15 protein-coding genes are annotated in these 22,260 nt (G+C 73.9%); 6 read left to right on the forward strand and 9 right to left on the reverse strand.

What is annotated here, in order from left to right:
* The coding region (locus ABD323_RS07120) for a lipase family protein (protein WP_344440364.1) at window positions 1–1,322 on the forward strand (1,322 nt) is incomplete at its 5' end.
* 40 nt (window positions 1,323–1,362) lie between these two features.
* On the opposite strand, the gene ABD323_RS07125 is transcribed toward ABD323_RS07120, so the two are convergent.
* The 5 genes from ABD323_RS07125 to ABD323_RS07145 all read right to left on the reverse strand — a co-directional run bounded on the left by ABD323_RS07125 (window position 1,363) and on the right by ABD323_RS07145 (window position 9,090).
* Complete coding sequence (locus ABD323_RS07125; protein WP_344440365.1) at window positions 1,363–3,882, reverse strand: SpoIIE family protein phosphatase; 2,520 nt, start codon at window positions 3,880–3,882, stop codon at window positions 1,363–1,365.
* A 78-nt stretch (window positions 3,883–3,960) separates the two neighbouring features.
* The gene (locus ABD323_RS07130) at window positions 3,961–4,569 is read right to left on the reverse strand and encodes a sarcosine oxidase subunit gamma (protein WP_344440366.1); all 609 of its coding nucleotides are present in this window, start codon (window positions 4,567–4,569) and stop codon (window positions 3,961–3,963) included.
* Window positions 4,559–7,531, reverse strand: coding sequence for a 2Fe-2S iron-sulfur cluster-binding protein (locus tag ABD323_RS07135; RefSeq protein WP_344440367.1), 2,973 nt, complete (start codon window positions 7,529–7,531; stop codon window positions 4,559–4,561). The genes ABD323_RS07130 and ABD323_RS07135 overlap by 11 nt, the downstream gene beginning before the upstream one ends.
* Window positions 7,528–7,821 (reverse strand): sarcosine oxidase subunit delta, encoded by a 294-nt coding sequence (locus ABD323_RS07140; RefSeq protein ID WP_344440368.1) that lies wholly within the window; start codon window positions 7,819–7,821, stop codon window positions 7,528–7,530. The genes ABD323_RS07135 and ABD323_RS07140 overlap by 4 nt, the downstream gene beginning before the upstream one ends.
* Before the next feature lie 51 nt (window positions 7,822–7,872).
* On the reverse strand, window positions 7,873–9,090 hold the full coding sequence (locus ABD323_RS07145; RefSeq protein ID WP_344440369.1) for a sarcosine oxidase subunit beta family protein: 1,218 nt from the start codon (window positions 9,088–9,090) through the stop codon (window positions 7,873–7,875).
* Window positions 9,091–9,490: 400 nt separating this feature from the next.
* Here ABD323_RS07145 and betA point away from each other — a divergent pair, with 400 nt between their 5' ends.
* Window positions 9,491–11,149 (forward strand): choline dehydrogenase, encoded by a 1,659-nt coding sequence (gene betA, locus ABD323_RS07150; RefSeq protein ID WP_344440370.1) that lies wholly within the window; start codon window positions 9,491–9,493, stop codon window positions 11,147–11,149.
* A 21-nt stretch (window positions 11,150–11,170) separates the two neighbouring features.
* Here betA and ABD323_RS07155 read toward each other — a convergent pair whose 3' ends face one another.
* The gene (locus ABD323_RS07155) at window positions 11,171–12,358 is read right to left on the reverse strand and encodes an NAD(P)/FAD-dependent oxidoreductase (RefSeq protein WP_344440371.1); all 1,188 of its coding nucleotides are present in this window, start codon (window positions 12,356–12,358) and stop codon (window positions 11,171–11,173) included.
* A complete protein-coding gene (locus ABD323_RS07160; protein WP_344440372.1) occupies window positions 12,355–12,675 on the reverse strand; it encodes a bifunctional 3-phenylpropionate/cinnamic acid dioxygenase ferredoxin subunit in 321 nt (106 codons plus the stop codon). Before ABD323_RS07160 ends, ABD323_RS07155 begins: the two co-directional genes overlap by 4 nt.
* Before the next feature lie 216 nt (window positions 12,676–12,891).
* Here ABD323_RS07160 and ABD323_RS07165 point away from each other — a divergent pair, with 216 nt between their 5' ends.
* Complete coding sequence (locus ABD323_RS07165) at window positions 12,892–13,641, forward strand: IclR family transcriptional regulator (protein WP_344440419.1); 750 nt, start codon at window positions 12,892–12,894, stop codon at window positions 13,639–13,641.
* Between the two features lie 88 nt (window positions 13,642–13,729).
* Here ABD323_RS07165 and ABD323_RS07170 read toward each other — a convergent pair whose 3' ends face one another.
* A complete protein-coding gene (locus ABD323_RS07170) occupies window positions 13,730–15,310 on the reverse strand; it encodes an amino acid permease (RefSeq protein WP_344440373.1) in 1,581 nt (526 codons plus the stop codon).
* Between the two features lie 108 nt (window positions 15,311–15,418).
* Entirely contained in the window at window positions 15,419–16,915 is a 1,497-nt protein-coding gene (locus ABD323_RS07175; protein WP_344440374.1) for an aldehyde dehydrogenase family protein, read from the reverse strand.
* A 321-nt stretch (window positions 16,916–17,236) separates the two neighbouring features.
* On the opposite strand from ABD323_RS07175, the gene ABD323_RS07180 reads away from it, so the two are divergent.
* The 3 genes from ABD323_RS07180 (at window position 17,237) to ABD323_RS07190 (ending at window position 22,198) form a co-directional block, all read left to right on the forward strand.
* Window positions 17,237–19,678, forward strand: a complete 2,442-nt coding sequence (locus ABD323_RS07180) for a GcvT family protein (RefSeq protein WP_344440375.1) — start codon at window positions 17,237–17,239, stop codon at window positions 19,676–19,678.
* A 32-nt stretch (window positions 19,679–19,710) separates the two neighbouring features.
* Complete coding sequence (locus ABD323_RS07185; RefSeq protein ID WP_344440376.1) at window positions 19,711–20,832, forward strand: aromatic ring-hydroxylating oxygenase subunit alpha; 1,122 nt, start codon at window positions 19,711–19,713, stop codon at window positions 20,830–20,832.
* 61 nt (window positions 20,833–20,893) lie between these two features.
* Complete coding sequence (locus ABD323_RS07190) at window positions 20,894–22,198, forward strand: M14 family zinc carboxypeptidase (RefSeq protein WP_344440377.1); 1,305 nt, start codon at window positions 20,894–20,896, stop codon at window positions 22,196–22,198.
* Window positions 22,199–22,260: the final 62 nt, after the last annotated feature.

Genomic DNA, 22,260 nt, shown 5'->3' on the forward strand with positions numbered 1-22,260 from the left:
CCGCCCCCCCCGCCCAGGCCGCGGCCGCCGCACGGCCCGCCGCCGCACGGCCCGCCGCCGCACGGCCCGCCGCCGCACGGCCCGCCGCCGCGGCGAGCGACCCGTTCTATACCTACGGCGGCAGCACGCCACTGGCCTCGTTCGCGCCGGGTACCGTCCTCAGGACGCGGACCCTGCCGTACCACCTACTGGGGTTGCCCACCCCGGTGCAGGCGATCCAACTGCTCTACCGCACCACCGACGCCCAGGGCCGCCCGGCCGCCAACGTCACCACCGTGGTGCGGAGCCTGACGGGGGACGGCAGCAGGGCGGTCTCGTACCAGTCGTTCTACGACTCCCTCGACCCGCAGGACAGCCCGTCCCGAGCCGTCGCCGGTGACGTCACCCTCGGCGGGGTGATCCCGAACGCCGAGGCCCTCTTCCTGGTGCCGCTCCTGGCGCAGGGCTACAACCTGGTCATCCCGGACACCGAGGGACAGAGCGCCGACTTCGCGGCCGGCCCGGAGTACGCGACCAACACGCTGGACTCGATCCGCGCCGCGACCCGGTCCGCGGACACCGGCCTCGGCTCCGAGACCACCTTCGGTCTCATGGGCTACTCGGGCGGTGCCATCGCGACCGACTGGGCGGCCGCACTCGCCCCGGCCTACGCGCCGGACGTCAACGGCAAGCTGGTCGGCTTCACCGAGGGCGGCCTGCTCGTGGACCCGGCGCACAACCTCAGGTACGTCGACGGGTCCCTGGTGTGGAGCGGCGTCATCCCGATGGCGGTCATCGGGGTCTCGCGCTCCTTCGGCATCGACCTCAAGCCCTACCTGAGCGACTACGGCCTGACGGTGTACCAGCAGCTGGAGCACGGCTCGATCGTCGACGCCCTGGGCCACTACCCGGGTCTGACCTGGAAGAAGATGGCGAAGCCGCAGTACGCCGACCCGAACTCGGTGCCGGCCTTCCTGGCGGCGGTGAACCGGATCAACCTGGGCTCGGCCCCGGCCCCGACGATCCCCGGTTACATCGCCCAGGGCAACGGCGGCGTCCTGGAGGGGACCTTCAACAGCCCCGCCGGCATCGGGACCGGCGACGGGGTCATGGTGGCCGGCGACGTGCGGGCGCTGGCCCGGCAGTACTGCGCCGCCGGCACCGGCCCGGTCGCGTTCCAGCAGTTCGACCTGCTCAGCCACGTGGGCGTCCCCGTCGTCTGGGCGCCGCAGGCCATCGGCTGGCTGGGCGACCGGTTCGCGGGGCGGACCGCCCCCTCCGACTGCGGCCACATCCCGGCCGGCAACTCCCTGGCCCCGGAACAGCCGGCGCGCACCGGCTGACCGCGCCGCCCGGCCTCCCCGGGTAGCGGGCCCGGGCCCGCTACCCGGGGAGGACCTGGGTGAGCAGCAGGGCGATGTCGTCGGAGCGGTGCGCGGTGCGGCGGGCCTTGCGCAGGAGGTGATCGGCGAGTTCGTCCAGGCTCGCGGCGGGTGCGTGGGCCAGCTCGGCCCGCAGCTCGTCGATGCCCAGGTCGATGTCGCTGCCGCGCTCCTCGACCAGGCCGTCGGTGTAGAGGGCGAGCACCGAGCCGGGCACAAGGTCGAGTCGGGTCTGCGGGTAGCTGCCGGCGCCGTCGACGCCGAGCAGCGGGCCGCCCGCGAGCTCCAGCACTTCGGCGCTCCCGTCGGGACGGCGCAGCAGCGGGGGGCAGTGGCCGGCGCGGACGGCGTGGGCCCGGGCGCCGCCCGGCTCGATCCACAGGTAGCAGCAGCTGGCGAGCAGCCCGGGGTCGAGGTCGACCAGCAGCCGGTTGGTACCGGCCAGGACGGCGTCGGGCGAGTGGCCGGCCGTGACGAAGGCCCTTACGGCGCTGCGCAGTTGGCCCATGATGCCGGCCGCGGCGACGCTGTGGCCCTCGACGTCACCGACCACCAGGGCCACCCCGCCGCCGGTGGGGATCACGTCGTACCAGTCGCCGCCGATGTCCATCCCGCTGGTGCCGGGCAGGTAGCGGCCGGCGGTGCGGATGCCGGGCAGGTGGGGGAGCCGGTGGGGCAGCAGGGCGTTCTGGAGGCCGCGGGCGACGGTGGACTCCTCGTCGTAGAGGCGGGCGCGTTCGAGTGCCTGGGCGATCAGACCGCTGAGCGCGGTCAGGATGCCCCGGTCCCTGGCGGTGAAGTGGTGGACCTCGTCGAACCCGAGGACGCAGGTGCCGACCGGACGGTTGGAGGCGACCAGCGGCAGGTAGGCCCAGGCCCCGATGCCCTCCGCGGAGAGCGCCGGGAACCTGTCGTCGAGTTCCCGCCCGGACTCGACGAAGAGCGGGACGCCGGAACTCAGCGTCTCCGTGCCGGGCAGGGCGGTGTCCAGTGGACGGCCCTCCAGCCCGTGCAGGAACCGGTCGTGGTGGCCGCTGCGGAAGAGCAGGTGCAGCCGCCCCTCGTCGACCACGTGGATGGCCAGGTGCTGACCGCCGAAGGCCGGCAGGAGCTGGTCGGAGACGACGTCGCACACCTGGTGCGTGGTGACCGCCTCCGTCAGCGCGCTGCTGAGCTGCAGCACGTGGTAGATGGCACCCAGGCGCGCGGGCACCTCCGGCGGTGCGTCCGCCGGCGCGTGCGGTGGCGCGTGCGGTGACGCGTGAGATGCCTCGGCGGGGTCCGGTGACGGGTGCGGTGCGGCGGGCAGCACGGTGCCGGTCACGCCGTTCGCGTCCGGGTGCAGGGAGAAGGCGAGCCACCGGTCCGGCGGACGGTGGGCCAGGAAGGTGGTGGGCTGCTGGCCGACCATCGCGGCCCGGTGCCAGTCCTCGTAGCCGGGATCGGAGAGCCACGGCAGGACGTCCCAGGGGCGGCGGCCGAGCAACTCGCGGACGGGTACGCCGAGCAGCTGCTCCAGGCTGCGGTTGGCGTAGCTGACCCGCCCGTCCGGGGCGAGCGAGAAGAGCCCCTCGCGCAGCCGCTCCACGGCGGTGAGGGCGGCCGCGCCGGCCGACGCGTCGAGCACGCATCCGACCAGATGGGCCCGCGCCTCGTCCCCGGGCACCTCCGGTACGCGACCCCAGAGCTCGACGGTGCGGTACCCGTCGGCGACGCGGATGCGCAGGCGGCGGGCGAGCACCCGGCCGTTCGCGACGGCCTCGCGGGCCGCAGCCCGCAGCGAGGCCCGGTCGCCGGGGTGCAGCCGCAGGGCCAGAGTGTCGGCCCGGCCGTCGAAGGCGCCGGGTGTCAGACCGAAGATCGCGCTCAGCTCGTCGTCGGCGACCACCGCGCCGGTGTCGAGCCGCCAGTCGAACAGGCCGACGCGCACGGACGGTGTGGTGGCGGCCGGAACCTCGATGGGCACCGTGGTGGCGTCGTACTCGAAGGCACCGCCGCGCGAGCGGAGGTCGGCGAGGGCGGCGCCGAGCCGGTGGGCGATGGCCCGCAGGTGGCGCAGCCGGGCCCTGGACAGCCCTGGATGCCCGGGCGGCGCCGCCCAGACGACCGCCAGCGCCCCCAGCCGCTCCGGCCCGGCCCTGACCGGCACCGACGCCGACCCGAACGGGTAGGGCAGGGCCACCGCGAGCTGGGGGAAGCGTCGCATCGTCTCGCCGGCGTCGGCCAGCTGGATCGTGCGGCCCGACCGGTAGGCCGCCGCCACCGGGATCGGGCTGCTGACCGGGATCAGCCGCCAGCCGCCGAGGAGCGAGGGCGTCGCACCGCAGGTGGCGGCCAGCACGATCGAGCGGCCGTCCCGGGAGCGCAGGAAGACGCTCGCGGCGTGGGCGCCGGTGTCCGCGACGGCCTTGACGACGGCCGCCACCAGGGCGTCGTCGCGCTCCGCCGACAGACCGTCGGCCTCCCCGGCCCCGGTCCCGGCGTGTGGTGTCGCCCGTTCCACCGGTGTGCGCCGACTCATGTTCCCGCTGTACGTCCGGCCGGCGGCGCTGTCAAGGCGGCACCCTCACGGCGGCACCGTCAGGGTGGCGCGGGCGGTTCAGGCCGGGAGCGGGGCGTGGCGGTACTCCTCCATCGCGTCGAGGAGCCAGTCGGCCAGGTACTGCGCGAAGGACCCCCGCACCAGGAGACGGTAGGTCGGCCCGGCGTCGACCTGGTGCAGGATCACGGTGACCTTGGAGAGCAGCGTCTGCGCGCAGCGACCCGGCCCGAAGGCGCGCGGGTGCAGGTCGAGCGCGCAGCCCTTCTCCAGGACCGGGCGGGCGGCGGGGCCGGACAGTTCGAGTGTCGTGCGGTTGGCGGAGACGTCGACGACCGATCCGGGCTCGTCCCGCAGGGCTTCGCGCAGCAGGTCGGCGGTGGCGGGGCCGGAGCCGTCCGGGCCCACCACGAGCCACTCCTGCGGGCCCAGCCAGAGCACCCGCAGGTCCCCGGAGAGGGTCACGGTGTTCGGGGCGGTCGGCAGCGGCGCGCCGAGCGCGGCGGCGATCCGCCGCGCGGCCGGCCCGTCCGGGTCGAGCTGGACGTCGAGTTGCGCGAGGAAGGGCACCTCGCGCAGTCGAACGCCCCGCTCCGCGCCGGTCGAGCGGGCCGCGAAGACGTCGGACAGGTGTCCGAGCGGGCTGCGCCGCAGGTGGTCAGCCGTCACGGCGGGTTCCCTTCGGGTCGTGGAGGACGGTGTCGGTGACGGTGGCGGCGATCACGCCGCCGGGCAGCGGCGCGTAGACCGTCTCGCCCAGTCGCTCCCGCCCGCCCGCGACCAGGGCCAGCGCGAAGGTGCGGCCCAGTGCCGCACTGCGGTAGCTGGAGGTGACGTGCCCCAACGCCTTGGCGGGTGGTGACACCCCGGCGTCCGCCACCAGCTGCGCGCCCTCCGGCAGCAGCACGGTGGGATCCACGGGCAGCAGGCCGACCAGCTGCCTGCGGTCGCTGCGCGCGGTGTCCGGCCGGCTCAGCGACCGTTCGCCGATGAAGTGCTTCTGCCGGGAGATGACCCACTCCATGCCGAGGTCGCGCGGGGTGACCGTGCCGTCGGTGTCCTGGCCGACGATGGGGTAGCCCTTCTCGGCGCGCAGCACGTGCATGGTCTCCGTGCCGTACGGGGTGATGTCCAGCCCCTCGCCGGCCCGGACGACGCTCTCCCAGGTGGCCAGGCCGTACCAGCTCGCCACGTTGACCTCGAAGGCGAGCTCGCCGGAGAAGGAGATCCGGCAGATCCGGGCGGGGACGCCGTTCGCCAGCCGGGTCTCCCGGGCCGTCATGAAGGGGAAGGCGTCGTTGGACACGTCGAGGTCCGGCGCGAGCGCGGCGAGGACCGCACGGGAGCGGGGGCCGACGACCGCGATGGTGGCCCACTGCTCGGTCACCGAGGTGCACCGCACGCGCAGCTCGGGCCACTCGGTCTGCAGCCACTCCTCCAGCCAGTCCAGGACGCCGGCGGCGTTGCCGGTGGTGGTCGTCATCAGGTAGTGGTCGGCCGCCAGGCGCACGGTCACGCCGTCGTCGAGGACCATGCCGTCGGCGCGGCACATCACCCCGTACCGGGCGGAGCCGACGGCGAGCCTGGCGAAGCCGTTGGTGTACACGCGGTTCAGGAACTCGCCCGCGTCGGGGCCCACCACGTCGATCTTGCCCAGCGTGCTGGCGTCCATCACCGCCACGCCCTCGCGGGCCGCGCGGCACTCGCGCAGCACGGCCGCCTCCATGGACTCGCCGGGCCGCGGGTAGTACCGGGGGCGCTTCCACTGGCCGACGTTCTCGAGGACCGCGCCGTGCTCGTGGTGCCAGGGGTGGATCGCGGTGGTGCGCACCGGGTCGAACAGGGCGCCGCGCTCGCGGCCGGCCAGCAGTGCGAAGGAGACCGGCACGTACGGGCCGCGGTAGGTGGTGGTGCCGACCTCGCCCGGTGAGCGGGCGCCCAGCAGGCGGGCGATGACGCCGGTGGCGCTCACGCCGGACGCCTTGCCCTGGTCGTGCGCGGTCCCGATGGTGGTGTAGCGCTTGATGTGCTCGACCGAGCGCATGCCGGCCCCGATCGCGCGCCGGACGTCGGCGACCGTCGCGTCGCGCTGGAGGTCGACGAGGTGGTCGTGCCACTCGGCGGGCCCGCCCTGCTCGCCGGGCACGATCCAGACCGGCCGTGGCCGGGCGGGCGGGCGGTTCCCGGCCCCGGGCGCCCCCACCGCCGTACCAGGGCCGTCGCCGGCCGCGGTGCCGGGCAGCGTGGTCGGGAAGCCCGCCTGCGCGGCCGCCCCGGCTCCGGCGGCGAAGCCGTCGCCGAGGCAGCCGGCCAGGTCGAGCACGCCCCGGGCGGCGCCGACGCTGACGACGTCCTGCGCGGCCCGCGCGGGGACGAACGCGGCCGCCCCGTCGTCGTAGCGGCAGGTGCCCTGGGACTGGCTCCACAGGTGGACGGCCGGGCTCCAGCCCCCCGAGACGGCCAGCAGGTCGCAGGCCACCTCGCGGACCGGGCCGTCGATCGCGTCGTCGGCGTCGAGCGCGGCGATGCCGACCGCGGCGAGGCGCTCCGTTCCCCGGGTGCCGACGACGGCCGATCCGGCGACGACCTCGATCCCGGCGCCGCGGGCCGCGGCCACCAGGTCGGCCGGCGGCTCGGGCCGGGTGTCGACAAGCGCCGCCACCTGCGCGCCCGCCGCCACCAGGTCGAGCGCGGTGGCGTAGGCGTGGTCGTTGGTGGTGAGGACCACGGCCCGGCGGCCGGGGAGCACGGCGTAGCGGTTCAGGTACGCGCGCACGGCGGCGGAGGACATCACGCCCGGCAGGTCGTTGCCGGCGAAGACCATCGGCCGCTCGTGGGCGCCGGTCGCCAGCACCACCCGGCGGGCCCGCAGGTGCCACAGGCGCTGCCGGGAGATGCCGGGGACCGGGTGCGGGCCGAGGTGGTCGGTGCGGTTCTCGGCGACGAGCAGGTAGTTGTGGTCGTGGTAGCCGATGGCCGTGGACCGGGTGAGGATCCGGGTCTCGGCCTGCGCGGCGAGCTCCGCCCGGACCTGCGCCACCCAGTCGAGTACCGGCCGGCCCTCGATCGACGCCGGCGCGGCGACCGACCCCCGTCCCCCGACCGGCTGGTGCCCCTCGGTCGACTGCCGTTCGGTCGACTGGCGCTCCGCGAGCAGGGATCCCCCGAGTTCCGGCTGGTCGTCGACCAGCAGGACGCGGGCGCCGCCACGCCCGGCCGCGAGGGCCGCGGCGAGTCCGGCCGGCCCGCCACCGACGACCAGGACGTCGGTGTGCAGGTGCATCTTGTCGTACACGGCTTCGTCGGGGGTCGGGTCGAGGCGGCCGAGGCCGGCGATGCTCGTGGCCACCAGGCCCTCGTACAGCTCGATCGTGGTCGCCAGCCGGGTCGGCTCCGAGCACGGACCCTCCACCTGGACCAGGGCGTTGGGCTCCTCCACCCCGGCGGTGACGATGCCGCGCGGCCGTTTGCGGTACAGGCTGGGGGCGACGTGCAGCACGCCGTTGGCGAGCAGTGCGGAGGCGAGCGTGTCGCCGCGCAGGCCGGTGTACCCGACCCCGTCGAAGGTGAAGCGCAGCGGGGCCGAGCGGTCGACCCGTCCGCCGTGGGGGAGCCGGTGGGAGCCGGTCATGCGGTCACCGGCTTCGCGTGGCCGTCCGCCGTGGGGCCTTCGCCCTGCACGGACAGGATCCGGTGGGTGACGGTGTCGCGCACCACGCTGAACCAGCGCCGGCACCCGGCGGCGTGCGACCAGCGTTCCGCGAAGGGGCCCTTGGGGTTGTCGCGGACGAAGAGGTACTCGCCCCACTCGGCGTCGGACAGGCCCTGCGGGTCCGCCGGGTGGGCGACGTGGGCCTGGCCGCCGTAGTGGAACTCGAGCTCCTCTCGTTCGCCGCACCAGGGACAGGCGATCAGCAGCATGGGGACTCCGGCCGAATGAGGTGTTCAGAGGTGTCGGTGAGCCGTGGGGTGTCAGTGCGCCACGGCGGCGGCGCCGTGCTCGTCGATGAGCGCGCCGGTGGTGAACCGTTCCAGTGCGAAGGGCGCGGCCAGCGGGTGCGGTTCGCCGGTGGCGATGGTGTGCGCGTACACCCACCCGGAGGAGGGCGTCGCCTTGAAGCCGCCGGTCCCCCAGCCGCAGTTGAGGTAGAGGTTCTCGACCGGCGTCGGACCGATGATCGGCGAGGCGTCGGGCGTGACGTCGACGATGCCGCCCCAGGTGCGCAGCACGTGCGCCCGGGCGAAGATCGGGAACAGTTCGAGCGCGGCGGCCATCTGGTGCTCGATCAGGTGGAAGGAACCGCGCTGGCCGTAGCCGTTGTAGGCGTCCACGCCCGCGCCCATGACCAGCTCGCCCTTGTGGGCCTGACTCACGTACACGTGCACGTGGTTGGACATCACCACGGTGGGGTGCACGGGCTCCAGCAGTTCGGAGACGAGCGCCTGCAGGGGGTGGCTCTGGAGCGGGAGCCGCAGTCCGGCCAGGTCGGCGAGGACGCTGGTGTGTCCGGCGGCGGCCAGCGCGACCCGGCCCGCGCCGATCGGTCCCCGGTTGGTCCGCACGCCGACCACGCGGTCGCCCTCGCGCAGGAATCCGGTGACCTCGCAGCCCTGGATCAGGTCGACGCCGTACTCGTCCGCCCTGCGGGCCAGCGCCCAGGCGACGTGGTCGTGCTTGGCGATGCCGGCCCGGGGCTGCAGCGTCGCGCCGAGCACCGGGTGGCGCACGTCGGGCGAGGTGTTGACGATCGGGCAGAACGCGCGGACCTGGTCGGTGTCCAGCCACTCGGCGTCGACCCCGCCGAGCCGGTTGGCGTTCACCCGCCGGGTGCCCTCGCGGACGTCCTGGAGGGTGTGGGCGAGGTTGAGCACGCCGCGCTGGCTGAAGAGGAAGTCGTACTCCAGCTCCTGCGGCAGCACCTCCCAGAGCTTCAGCGCGTGCTCGTACAGCGCCGCGCTCTCCTCGCAGAGGTAGTTGGAGCGGATGATCGTGGTGTTCCGGGCCATGTTGCCGCCGGCCAGCCAACCGCGTTCCAGCACGGCGACGTTGGTGATGCCGTGGTTGCGGGCGAGGTAGTAGGCGGTGGCCAGCCCGTGGCCGCCCGCGCCGACGATGACCACGTCGTAGGAGCGCTTGGGGTCGGGGGTGCGCCACAGCCAGTCGGGGTGCTCGGGCAGCTGATGGGACATCGCGGGACTCCTGGGGAGGGGGCGGCGTCGGTGTCAGTGGAAGGCGGCGTGTCAGGGGCGGGTGACGGTGCGGGCGCCGCGAGCAGGACCCGGCGCTGCGCGTGCGGCGTTGTTTCAGACTACGCACACTGTTGCGCCCAACACAACAGTTCGGCACGCGGGGTGGAGGGGGCCTTGACGGGCCCGGAGTGGGTCCCGAAACTGTTGCGCACTATGAGCGCAGTTTCGCCTGGAGAAACTCGTCGCCCAGGTGCCCGGTCGGCCGTCGCGCCTCACCCGGGCCTGCCCGACCGGCCGTAGGCCCCGCAGACCCCGCACCGCAGCTTCTCGCAGCCCCCGCAGCAACCTCGCCAGACTCGCAGAACCGGCGTCAGCGCCCCGAGAGCAACGGCAGGAACCCATGACCTTGCAGCAGCAGTACGACTTCATCATCGTCGGCGGCGGTTCGGCCGGCTGCGCGCTCGCCGCCCGGCTCAGCAGCGACCCGGCCAACCGGGTCCTGGTCCTGGAGGCGGGCCGGCCGGACTACCCCTGGGACGTCTTCATCCACATGCCCGCCGCCCTGACCTTCCCGATCGGCAGCCGCTTCTACGACTGGAAGTACGAGTCCGAGCCGGAGCCCTTCATGAACGGGCGGCGGATCTACCACGCCCGGGGCAAGGTGCTCGGCGGCTCCAGCAGCATCAACGGCATGATCTTCCAGCGCGGCAACCCGCTCGACTACGAGCGCTGGGCCGCCGACCCGGGGATGGAGAAGTGGGACTACGCCCACTGCCTGCCGTACTTCAAGCGCATGGAGAACTGCCTCGCCGACCCGGACGGCGCCTTCCGCGGACACCAGGGCCCACTCGTCCTGGAGCGCGGACCGGTCACCAACCCGCTGTTCTCGGCCTTCTTCGAGGCCGTCCAGCAGGCGGGGTACCCGCTCACCGACGACGTCAACGGCTACCGCCAGGAGGGCTTCGCCGCCTTCGACCGGAACCTGCGCCGCGGACGGCGGCTCAGCGCCGCCCGCGCCTACCTGCACCCGGTCATGAGCCGCCGCAACCTCCAGGTGCGGACCCGGGCGCTGGTCACCCGGGTCCTCTTCGAGGGCCGGCGCGCGACCGGTGTGGAGTACAGCCGGGGAGGGACGACGCACCGGGTGAGCGGCGGCCGGGTGATCCTGTCCGGCGGCGCCATCAACTCCCCGCAGCTGCTGCAACTCTCCGGCGTCGGCAACGCGGAGGAGCTGGACGCGCTCGGCATCCGCACCGTCCACGACCTGCCCGGCGTCGGCGAGAACCTCCAGGACCACCTGGAGGTCTACGTCCAGCACGCCTGCAAGCAGCCGGTCTCCGTGCAGCCGGCCATGAAGCTGTGGCGGCGGCCCTTCATCGGCGCGCAGTGGCTCTTCCTGCGCAGCGGCCCGGGCGCGACCAACCACTTCGAGGGCGGCGGCTTCGTGCGCAGCAACGAGGACGTGGGCCACCCCAACCTGATGTTCCACTTCCTGCCGATCGCGGTGCGCTACGACGGCTCCGCGCCGGCCGGCGGGCACGGCTACCAGGTGCACATCGGCCCGATGTACTCGGACGCCCGCGGCTCGGTGAAGATCCGGTCGAGGGACCCGCGCGAGCGCCCGGCCCTGCGGTTCAACTACCTCTCCACCGCGCAGGACCGCCGGGAGTGGGTCGAGGCGATCCGGGTCACCCGCTCGATCCTCGGGCAGAGCGCCTTCGCCGCGTTCAGCGACGGGGAGATCTCGCCCGGACCCCAGGTGGAGACCGACGAGCAGATCCTGCAGTGGGTCGCCCAGGACGGCGAGACCGCGCTGCACCCCTCCTGCACCGCCCGGATGGGCACGGACGGGATGTCGGTGCTCGACCCGGCCTCCCTGCGGGTGCACGGACTGGAGGGGCTGCACGTGGTCGACGCCTCCGCGATGCCGTACGTGACCAACGGCAACATCTACGCGCCCGTGATGATGCTCGCCGAGAAGGCCGCCGACCTCATCCTCGGCAACACCCCGCTCGCCCCGGACCACACCGAGTTCTACCGGCACCGCAAGGCCGCCTGACCGGCACCGGCTCCTGCCGTCTCACGGCACGAGCGGCACCATCGGCACCAGCGGCGTGAGCGTGCGGCGGAGCCGGGTGAAGGGCTTGGGCCGGTTGACGGCGAGCACGGCGACCTCGTGCCCGTCGCGTCGGTAGAGGGCCACGAAGGACCGGCTCGCCACGTCGCCCTCGACGACCTCGGGCCGGTCCTTCGGGCCGACGTGACCGGCCAGCTGGATCCGGACCCGGTACTGGTCCGACCAGAAGTACGGCGGCCGCGCCGGCGCGGGGACCGAGGTGCCCGACAGCAGCGTGCGGGCGGCGGTCCCCGCCTGCTCCGTCGCGTTGGTCCAGTGCTCCACGCGGTCGTGGCGGCCGGTGAACGGGTCGGGGCAGCGGGCGACGTCGCCCACGGCGACGACCCCGGGGACGCCGGTCGCGCAGCCGGCGTCGCACACCACCCCGTCGTCCACCGTGATCCCCGAGCCCGCCAGCCAGCCGGTCACCGGCCGCACCCCGACGCCGACCACCACCACGTCGGCCGCCAGCAGCCGCCCGTCCGTCAGCCGCACGCCGGTGACCCGGCGCTCGCCGGTGAGGCCCGCGACGCCGGTGCCGCAGAGCAGGCGCACCCCGTGGTCGGCGTGCAGCGCGGAGCAGACCAGTCCCATCTCCCGTCCCAGGGCCCGCTCCAACGGCACCTCGGCGGCCTCCACGACGGTGACGTCCAGGCCCAGCGCGTGCGCCGTGGAGGCGACCTCGGCGCCGATGAAGCCCGCGCCGACGACCACGACGCGGGGCCGGCCCCGGCGCAGGTCCGCGCGCAGGGCCAGGGCGTCGTCCAGGGTGCGCAGCGTGTGGACGCCCGCCAACCGGTCGGTGCCCGCCAGGGTGCGGGGGCGCGCGCCGGTGGCGATCACGACGGCGTCGGCGCGCACCTCCCGGCCCCCGGCCAGCGTGACCGTGCGGGCCGCGGGCTCCAGTCGCACCGCCCGCTCGCCGAGCAGCCACCGCACGCCCAGGTCCGCGTACTCCTGCGGGCTGCCGAGCGCGAGCGCGTCGACGTCCAGGTCGCCCTGGAGGAAGCCCTTGGACAGCGGCGGCCGGTCGTACGGGTGGTGGCGTTCCTCGCCGATGACGGTGATCGAGCCGTCGTAGCCCTGCGCGCGCAGCGCCCGCACCGTGCTCAGGCCGGCCAGCGAGGCGCCGACCACGGCGACGGACCTCATGCCGCCTCGCCCACCGCGACGTGCAGGACGACGAACCCGTCCTCCACCGTGACCTGGTGCGTGCGGAGCGGCGACTTGGCCGGCAGGCAGGTCGGTTGGCCGGTGCGCAGGTCGAAGGAGGCCGCGTGCAGCGGGCACTCGACGAAGCAGTCCTGCAGCCAGCCGTCGGCGAGCGAGGCGTCCTGGTGGGTGCAGGTGTCGTCGACGGCGTAGAGGGTTCCGTCGGCGTTGAACACCGCGACCGGCGCGGGTACGCCCTCGGTGATGCGCAGCGCCTCGCCGGGCGGCAGTTCGTCGATCCGGCACACCGTGATCATGGGAACCTCCAGCTTCCGATCACCGACCCCGCTCGGGGCTTGTATCGCATGACACAACACGATGCGTATGACGCAACATGCTTTCCGGCCGCCGAGGGGTTGTCAAGGGGGCGGCTGCCCGCGGCCGGAAGGTGTGCATAATGTTGCGTCATGAGCAACAATCTGAGCGGTGGGTCCCCCGGGGGGCCGGGCTCCTCGCGGCAGACGGAGTCCCCTGTGCAGTCCGTCGACCGGGCGGTGACGATCCTGGAGATCCTCGCCCGCCGTGGCGAGACGGGTGTCACCGAACTCGCGGTGGAGCTCGGTGTCCACAAGTCGACGGCCTTCCGCCTCGCCGCCGCCCTGGAGATGCGCGGCCTGGTCGAGCAGCCGGGGGAGCGCGGCAAGTACCGCCTGGGCCTGGGGCTGGTGCGGCTGGCGGGTGCCGCCACGGTCCGGATGGACCTGTCCCAGCAGAGCCGTCCGGTCTGCGAGCGGCTCGCCGTCCAGGTCGCGGAGACGATCAACGTGGCGATCCTCGACGGCAACGAGGCCGTCAACATCGACCAGGTCTTCGGCCCCTCCGCGCTGACCACGCACAACTGGGTCGGTCAGCGCACGCCGCTGCACGCGACCTCCAGCGGGAAGGTGCTCATGGCGTACCTGCCGCAGGAGACGCTGAAGGTGCGGCTCGCGGCCCCCCTGGAGCGCTACACCCCGCGCACGGTGACCGACGCGGCCACCCTGCGCACCCAGTTGGAGCAGGCCGTGGCCGACGGCTTCGCCTGCTGCGTCGAGGAGTTGGAGCCGGGACTGAACGCCGTCGCGGCGCCGGTGCGGGCGCACAGCGGGCAGGTGGTGGCGGCCATCAGCGCCTCGGGGCCGTCCTTCCGGCTGACCGAGCGGCGGATCCCCGAGGTGGCGGCCGCGGTCCGTGCCGCGGCCGAGGAGGTCTCGGCCCGGCTGGGGTACCTGCCGCCGCGGTAGCCGGCCGCGGGACCGCTCGGCAGGGTGGGGCGCCGGGTGTGGCGCCGGCGCCCCGCTGCCGTTCCCGCAACCGAGGTCCGGCGCAGGCTCAGCCCTCGGCCGCCAGGGCCTCGTCGGCCGCCGGCCCGACGGTGGCGGGCCGCGCCGGGGCGCCCGGGCGGCCGCGGTAGCGCAGGTACAGCAGCCCGCCGAGGGCCGAGATCGCCCCGGTGAAGACGATGGCGCCCCAGGTGTAGTACCAGTGGTCGTCGCCGTAGACGGAGGCCCGCGGCCAGGCCAGGTTGACGGTCATGGCCAGCCCGTAGACGACGGCCAGCAGGTTCACCGGCAGGCCCCAGCGGCCCAGGCTGAAGTGCGGACCGTGCTCCGGCCCGGGCCACCGGCCGCGCAGGCGGCGCAGCAGCATCGGGGCGGTCACCAGCAGGTAGGGGACGTAGAAGAGGATGATGGCGACCGAGGTCAGGATGTAGAAGACCCGCTGGTTGCCGATGTTGACGAGCAGCAGCGCGATGGTCAGCGCGCCGGTGACGAGGGCGGGCAGCACCGGGGTGCTGGACCGGGGGGAGACCCTGGCCAGGGCGGCGCCGAAGGGCAGGCGCCGGTCGCGGGCCATGGAGAAGAGCAGCCGGATGGCCGCGGTCTGCACGGCCAGGCAGCAGACCGTGACGGCGATCGCCGAGCAGACCAGGAAGGCGTCGCCCAGCGTGGTGCCGAGGGTGGACTTGATCAGGTAGGGCATGCCGAGCGTGCCGAGCTCCTTGGCGCTGATGTTTCCCACCGCCATCATCCCCACCAGCATCAGCAGGCCGCCGGCCAGGAAGGCGGCGGTCAGGGCCCGCAGGATCGCCCGGGGGGCGTGCCGGCGCGGCTCGGTGGTCTCCTCGGCCAGCATGCCGGCCGTGTCGAAGCCGTAGAACACGTACGCGCTCATGATGGAGGCCACCAGGAAGGCGCCCAGGTAGCCCCAGGAGTGCCCGGCGCCGGTGCCCGCGGTCTGCAGGACGACCTGCGGGCCGCGCCGGATGTGCACGGCGAGCATGACGATGAGCAGGGTGACGCCGATGAGCTCGACCGCGACACCGATGTTGTTGATCTTCGCCATCAGGCGGACGCCCACGATGTTGACGATCGTGGTGAACACGACCAGGCCCAGGGCCAGCAGGATCGCGTTCTTCGCGCCGTCGGGGGTGGTGGTCACGCCGGCGTCGGCGGCCCCGCCGACGATCTGGAAGGCCGACGAGACCTGCGGCAGGATCACCTGGTACGCCACGGCGACCGCGGCCGCGGTGACGATCGCGCCGATGGTCATGATCCAGCCGGCCATCCACGAGGTGACCGGTCGCGCGATCTGCTTGGACCACTGGTACACGCCGCCGGCCAGCGGGAACTGGCCCGCCATCTCGGCGAAGCACAGGGCGACGGCTCCCTGGCCGATGAAGACCAGCGGCCAGGTCCAGATCACGGCCGGGCCGCCGGAGGCGAAGCCGAAGCCGAAGAGCTGGAAGACGCCGGTCATGATCGAGATGTAGCTGAAGCCGGCGGCGAAGCTGGAGAAGGAGCCGAGGGAGCGTTCCAGCTCCTGCTGGTAGCCGAAGCGGGCGAGGTCGGTGGTGTCGTCGGTCGTGTCGGCGCCGGGTGGCGGCGCGCCGGTGGTTCCCGAGGTGCTCAAGGTCGCTCCAGTGGCAGGCATGGGGGAGGGGAGGAGGTGCTTGCTGCGCGGACCGGTGGAGTCGTCAGGTGCGGACGGACGGGGAGGGGGGAGTGATGTGACGCCGCGTCAGCCGGCGAACCAGTGCTGGGCGGCGGGGCTGGTGGTGCGCCAGACGTGCTTGGTCTCCTGGTACTCGCGCAGGCCCGAGGGGCCGAGCTCGCGGCCCGTGCCGGACTGCTTGAACCCGCCCCACTCGGCCTGCGGGACGTAGGGGTGGTAGTCGTTGATCCAGACGGTGCCCAGGCGCAGCCGGGTCGCCACCCGCTCGCCGCGTCCGGCGTCCTGCGTCCAGACGGCGCCCGCCAGGCCGTACGGGGTGTCGTTGGCCAGGGCCACCACCTCGTCCTCCTCGTCGAAGAGTTCGACGGTCAGGACGGGTCCGAAGACCTCCTCGCGGACCACCGTCATGCCGGCGTCGCACCCGTCCAGGACGGTGGGCCGCAGGAAGAAGCCCGCCTGCAGCTCGGGCTCGGTGGGCCGGCCGCCGCCGGCCAGCAGCACCGCGCCCTCGGCGAGCGCGCCCGCCAGCAGGCGCTCGACCTTCTCGCGGTGCTCGGCGGTGACCAGCGGGCCGGTCTCGGTGCCCTTGTCGAGTCCGTTGCCCAACCGGATGCGGTCGGCGCGGCGGGCGAGTTCGGCGGTGAAGTCGGCGTGCAGGCTGCGGTGCAGCAGCAGCCGCGAGCCGGCCGAACAGACCTGGCCCGAGTGCAGGAAGGCCGCGGTGAGCGCGAAGTCGACCGCGGCGTCCAGGTCGGCGTCGGCGAAGACGATGTTGGGGTTCTTGCCCCCGAGCTCCAGGGCGACCCGCTTGACCGTGTCGGCCGCCGCCCGCATCACCGAACGGCCGGTGGCCAGCCCGCCGGTGAAGGAGACCAGGTCGACCCCGGGGTGGCGGGCGAGTGCCGCGCCCACCGCGCCGCCGCCCAGCACCAGGTTCACCGTCCCGCTCGGCGCGCCGGCCCGCTCCAACTGCTCCTGGAGCAGCTGGAAGAGACGGATCGTGGTGAGCGGGGTGACCTCGCTGGGCTTGGCCACCACGGTGTTGCCGGCCGCCAGGGCCGGGGCCAGCTTCCAGGAGATCTGCAGCAGCGGGTAGTTCCACGGGGTGATCAGGGCGCAGACGCCCACCGGTTCGTGGACCACCCGGCTGATCGCGTCGGGCCGCCCGGTGTCGATGGTGCGGCCGGCGTCCGTGGTCGTCAGCGCCGCGTAGTAGCGCAGGACGGCGGTGGCGTCGTCGACGTCCATCCGGCTCTCGGCCAGGGTCTTGCCGGTGTCGAGCGTCTCCAGCCGCGCCAGTTCCTCGCGCCCGGCCTGGAGCGCGTCGGCGGTGGCGGTGAGCACGCCCGCGCGCCGGGCGGCCGGGGCGTGGGCCCAGGAGCCCTCGTCGAAGGCGGCCCGGGCGGCGCGGACCGCGCGGTCGGTGTCGGCGTCGCCAGCTTCGGCGACCGTGGCCAGCGTCGAGGCGTCGAAGGGATTGACGACCGCTCGCCGTCGGTCGTCCTCGGCGGGCGTCCAGGCGCCGTCGATCAGCAGACCGGCTGGGTCGAGGGATGGGGGCACGGACCGCCGCCTTTCTCATGAGTTGCGCGATACGAGACGTTTGTCTCCATGCGCAACTTGCGGCGAGTATGGAAGGGCCTCAAACCCCTGTCAAGAGGGCCGACTTGGCCGAGCCGTCGACGCCGCCCCGCGATGGCCGGCGGCGGGCTCTTGACAGCCTGCGGCGCGGGCCCGACTCTGTTTCTCATCGCGCAAAGAGATGCGCCATATGCAACTCGTGCACTGTCCTGGCCGTTCGGGGCCCCGGAACGCCGGCCCACCCGCAGCCCGCCGCAGCCACCTTCCGAGGGGACGGATGCTTTGACAGTCCAACCGAGAGTCGTGATCGTCGGCGCCGGCATCGTCGGCTGCGCCCTGAGCGAGGAGCTCACCGCGCGCGGCTGGACCGACGTCACGGTGCTGGAGCAGGGCCCGCTCTTCGCCACCGGAGGGTCGAGTTCGCACGCGCCGGGGCTGGTCTTCCAGACCAACTCCTCCAAGACCATGACCGAGTTCGCCTCCTACACCGTCCGCAAGTACTCCTCGCTCACCCTCGACGGCCAGTGGTGCTTCCGGCAGGTCGGCGGGCTGGAGGTGGCCACCACCCCCGAGCGGCTCGCCGAGCTGAGCCGCCGGCACGGGCTGGCCACCTCGTGGGGGGTGGCGGGCGACCTGCTCGACCCCGGGCAGTGCGCCGAACTGCACCCGCTGCTGGACCGCGACGCGATCCTCGGCGGCTTCCACGTCCCCACCGACGGCCTGGCCAAGGCGGTGCGCGCCGGCGAGGCGCAGGCCCGGCTGGCGATCGGGCGCGGCGCGCGGTTCCTGGCGCACCACACAGTCACCGGGATCGAGTCCGCGCACGGCCGGGTGCGCGCGGTCGTCACCGACCGGGGCAGCTTCCCCGCCGACGTGGTGGTCTCCTGCGCGGGGTTCTGGGGACCGAGGATCGGTGGGATGGCCGGGCTCACCGTCCCGCTCGTCCCGCTGGCCCACCAGTACGTCAGGACCACCCCGGTCCCGGCCCTGGCCGGCCACACCACCGAGGAGCTGGAGGCCGTCAAGCCGATCCTGCGCCACCAGGACCGCGACCTCTACTACCGCGAGCACGTGGACCGGATCGGCATCGGCTCCTACGCCCACCGCCCGATGCCCGTCGACCTCGACGCGGTGCCGGCCCCCGGTGGCCCGGTGATGCCCTCGATGCTGCCCTTCACCGCGGAGGACTTCGAGCAGTCCTGGGCCGACTCGCGGGCGCTGCTGCCCGCGCTCGCCGGGAGCCGGATCGAGGAGGGGTTCAACGGCATCTTCTCCTTCACCACCGACGGCTTCCCGCTGCTGGGCGAGTCGCCCGAGCTGCGCGGCTTCTGGGTCGCCGAGGCGGTCTGGGTGACCCACTCCGCGGGCGTGGCCCGGGCGATGGCGCAGTGGCTGGTGGAGGGCACGCCGCGCACCGACCTGCACGAGTGCGACCTCAACCGCTTCGAGCCGGTCCAGCTCGCCCCCGCCTACGTGCAGCGGCGCGGCTGTCAGAACTTCGTCGAGGTCTACGACGTCATCCACCCGCTGCAGCCCATGGAGGAGCCGCGCCCGCTGCGGGTCAGCCCCTTCCACGCGCGCCAGCGGGAGCTGGGCGGGTACTTCCTGGAGGCCTCCGGCTGGGAGCGGCCGCACTGGTACGAGGCCAACGCCGAGCTGCCCGAGCTCGCCGGCATCCCCGGACGCGGCGCCTGGGCCTCGCGCTACTGGTCCCCGATCGCGGGCGCCGAGGCGCTGGCCACCCGCCGGCGCGTCGCGATGTACGACATGACCGCGCTCAAGCGCCTGGAGGTCACCGGCCCCGGCTCGCTGGACTTCCTGCAGTACCTGACCACCAATCAGCTCGACAAGCCGGTCGGCTCCGTCACCTACACCCTGCTGCTGGACGAGAGCGGCGGTGTGCGCAGCGACCTGACGGTGGCCCGGCTGGGCCGCGGCGGCGGATTCGGCGAACGCTGGCAGATCGGCGCCAACGGCAACCTCGACCTCGACTGGCTCACCCGTCACCTGCCCGGCGACGGGTCGGTCCAGGTCCGCGACATCACCGCCGGCACCTGCTGCATCGGCCTGTGGGGCCCGCTCGCCCGCGACCTGGTCCAGCCGCTCGCCGACGCGGACTTCTCGCACCGGGGCTTCGGCTACTTCAAGGCCAAGCAGGCCCACCTCGGTCACGTCCCGGTCACCGCGATGCGGCTGTCCTACGTCGGCGAGCTCGGCTGGGAGCTGTACACCACCGCCGACCACGGGCAGAAGCTCTGGGACACGCTCTGGGCGGCCGGGCAGCCGCTGGGCATCGTCGCCGCCGGGCGCAGCGCCTTCAACAGCCTGCGCCTGGAGAAGGGTTACCGCTCCTGGGGCACCGACCTGACGGCCGAGCACAACCCCTACGAGGCGGGGCTGGGCTTCGCCGTGCGGATGGACAAGGGGGACTTCCTGGGCCGCGAGGCCCTGCTCGGCCTGAGCGAGGAGACGGTGACGCGCCGGCTCGTCTGCCTGCTGCTGGACGATCCGCAGGCCGTGGTCATGGGCCGGGAGCCGGTCTTCGTGGACGGCGCCCCCGCCGGTTACGTCACCAGCGCCGCCTACGGCTACAGCATCGGCGCCTCCATCGCCTACGCCTGGCTGCCGCGCTCCGCCGCCGAACCCGGGTGCCGGGTGGAGGTGGAGTACTTCGGCGAGCGGCTGAGCGCCACCGTCACCGCCGAGCCGCTGTTCGACCCGAAGATGTCGCGCATCCGCCGCTGACCGGGCATCCCCCTGACGAAAGGCCCACCGCCGTGACCTCGACCGAGCTCCCGTCGAGCCTGATCCGCACCCTCCCGGGCACCGCCTACACCGACCCGCAGGTCTTCGCGCTGGAACAGGAGAAGCTCTTCGAGCAGCTGTGGTTCTGCGCCGTGCGCGCCGGTGACCTGGCCGGGCCGGGCAGCTTCGAGACCGTGCAGGTCGGCCGGGAGAGCGTGCTGATCACCCGGTCCCGGGACGGCGGCGTCAAGGCGTTCCTCAACATCTGCCGCCACCGCGGCGCGCGGCTGTGCACCGAGGAGAAGGGCGAGGTCAAGCGCGCCTTCCAGTGCCCGTACCACGCCTGGACGTACGGCCTGGACGGCCGGCTCGTCGCCGCGCCCAACCTCACCAGCATGCCGGACGTCGACCGCACCGGCTACGGCCTGCTCCCGGTGCACGTGCGCGAGTGGCTCGGCTACGTGTGGGTCTGCCTGGCGCAGGAGCCACCGTCCTTCGAGGCCGAGGTGATCGGCGCCGCGACGGAGCGGCTGGGGGACCCCGAGGCGATCGGGCGCTACCAGACCGAGGGGCTCGCGGTCGGGCGCCGGATCCGCTACGAGGTGCGGGCCAACTGGAAACTGATCGTCGAGAACTTCATGGAGTGCTACCACTGCGCCACCATCCACCCCGAACTGACCGAGGTGCTCCCGGAGTTCGCCGGCGGCTACGCGGCGCAGTCCTACGTCGGCCACGGTGCGCGGTTCGCCGGCGACGTCGAGGGGTTCACCGTCGACGGCAGCGCGGGCGTGGACCGGATCCCGACCGTCTCCGAGGACCAGGACCGCCGGTACTACGCGGTCACGGTCAAACCGCAGGTGTTCATCAACCTGGTGCCCGACCACGTCATCGTGCACCGGATGTTCCCGCTCGCCGCCGACCACACCGTCGTGGAGTGCGACTGGCTCTTCCTGTCCGACGTCGTCGCCTCGGGCCGCGACCTGGACCCCTCGGTGGAGCTCTTCCACCGGGTCAACGTCCAGGACTTCGAGGCCTGCGAACGCTGCCAGCCCGCCATGACCTCGCGCGCCTACCGCTCCGGCGGCGTCCTGGTGCCGAGCGAGCACCACATCGGGGAGTTCCACGCCTGGGTCACCGACCGACTCGCCGGCTGAGGCGGGCCACGCCGGGCGCCGTCGGGGTGTGCGGTCCGCCTGCGAGGGGCAGGGTGCCAGGGTGATCCCCTTCGACATCTCGACCGAGGCGGGCCGCACGGCGGGGGTCGACGACCGCTATCCGGTCCCGGGCAGCGTGGTCGCGGCCGCCCACCGGCTGGTCGCCGCCCGTCCGCGGGAGTGCCGGCTGCGGGTGGTCGGCGCCTCGCGCGGTGGTCGGCCGCTGCACCTGCTGTCGGTCGGGTCCGGGCCCCACCAGGTACTGGTGGTGGCCGGGGCGCACGCCAACGAGCCGGTGGGCGGGGCGACGGTGGTGGAGCTGGCGCACCGGGTGCTGGCCGACCCGGTCCGTTGGGCCGGGGTCACCTGGAACCTCCTGCTCTGCGTGGACCCGGACGCGGCCGCCCTGGCCGCGGGCCGGGGCGGACACCCCGGCGAACTGCGCGGCTACTTCCGGGACTTCTACCGTCAGGCGCCGGAGGACCAGCCCGAGTGGGCGCCCTCCGTCGGCGTGCTGCCGCCGGAGAGCGCGGCGCTGCTGAGCCTGATCGAGGAGTTGCGCCCGTTCCTGCAGTGCTCGCTGCACGGATCCGAGGTGGGCGGCACCTTCCTCCAGAGCACCCGTGAACTGCCGGGCCTGGCCGAGTCGTTCAGCAGGTCCTCGGCCGGACTGGGGATCCCGGTGGACGCCGGTCCGTACGACACGTTCTACTGGCCCAGCCTTGGACCGGGCGTCTACCTGATGCCGCCGGTGCCCGAGGTCGAGCGTTCCGCGCCCGCCTCGTGGGCGGTGGGCACCACCACCTGGCACGCACCGCACCGCTTCGGGGGCACCACGGTGATCGTGGAGGTACCGCACTGGACCACCGAGCGGATGGCCGACGTCACCCCGATCGCCGACCCGGTGGCGGGCCTGGCCGCCGCCGCCGACCGCATGCGGCTGGGCGTCGGGCTGGTCGAGGAACTGCTGACGGTCGCCGGCCCCCACCTGCCCGACGGGTCGGACCCGCTGCTGCGTTCGCTGCGCGCCAGTCTGACGGCCTGCGCACCGCTGGCCGACGACTGGGATCCACGGGTGCCCCAGCCGGAGGCGCCGCCGTGGCCGGCGATGACCGCCGCCCGCCAGGCCGGCCTGGAGGCGTGGGCGCTGCGCCTGCCGCTGCGGTCGGCCGCGATGCTGCGGCGGGTGCTGGCCGCGGGCCCGTCCGCGGTCGCGGCGCCGCGCGCGGAACTGGACCGGTTGATCGAGCGGTGGTGCGCCGAGTACGAGGCGGCCTTCCGGCCCAGGTGGCTTCCGGTCGCCCGGCAGGTCGAGCAGCAGATCAACGTCGTGCAGGCGGCCGTCGAGCTCGCCCGTCCCGCCTGACCCGGGCGCCGGTGAGGCGGTGGTCGGGCGGTGAGGCCGCGGGCCGGGAGGGTCCCGGCCCG

The sequence above is a fragment of the Kitasatospora nipponensis genome (assembly GCF_039528135.1).
GTDB classification, from domain to species: domain Bacteria; phylum Actinomycetota; class Actinomycetes; order Streptomycetales; family Streptomycetaceae; genus Kitasatospora; species Kitasatospora nipponensis.

What these genes read in the sequence shown, in the direction of transcription:
- ABD323_RS07125 (WP_344440365.1), bottom strand. Translation starts at nt 3,882, where the DNA reads ATGAGTCGGCGCACACCGGTGGAACGGGCGACACCACACGCCGGGACC.
- ABD323_RS07135 (WP_344440367.1), bottom strand. Translation starts at nt 7,531, where the DNA reads ATGACCGGCTCCCACCGGCTCCCCCACGGCGGACGGGTCGACCGCTCG.
- ABD323_RS07140 (WP_344440368.1), bottom strand. Translation starts at nt 7,821, where the DNA reads ATGCTGCTGATCGCCTGTCCCTGGTGCGGCGAACGAGAGGAGCTCGAG.
- ABD323_RS07145 (WP_344440369.1), bottom strand. Translation starts at nt 9,090, where the DNA reads ATGTCCCATCAGCTGCCCGAGCACCCCGACTGGCTGTGGCGCACCCCC.
- betA (WP_344440370.1), top strand. Translation starts at nt 9,491, where the DNA reads ATGACCTTGCAGCAGCAGTACGACTTCATCATCGTCGGCGGCGGTTCG.
- ABD323_RS07155 (WP_344440371.1), bottom strand. Translation starts at nt 12,358, where the DNA reads ATGAGGTCCGTCGCCGTGGTCGGCGCCTCGCTGGCCGGCCTGAGCACG.
- ABD323_RS07160 (WP_344440372.1), bottom strand. Translation starts at nt 12,675, where the DNA reads ATGATCACGGTGTGCCGGATCGACGAACTGCCGCCCGGCGAGGCGCTG.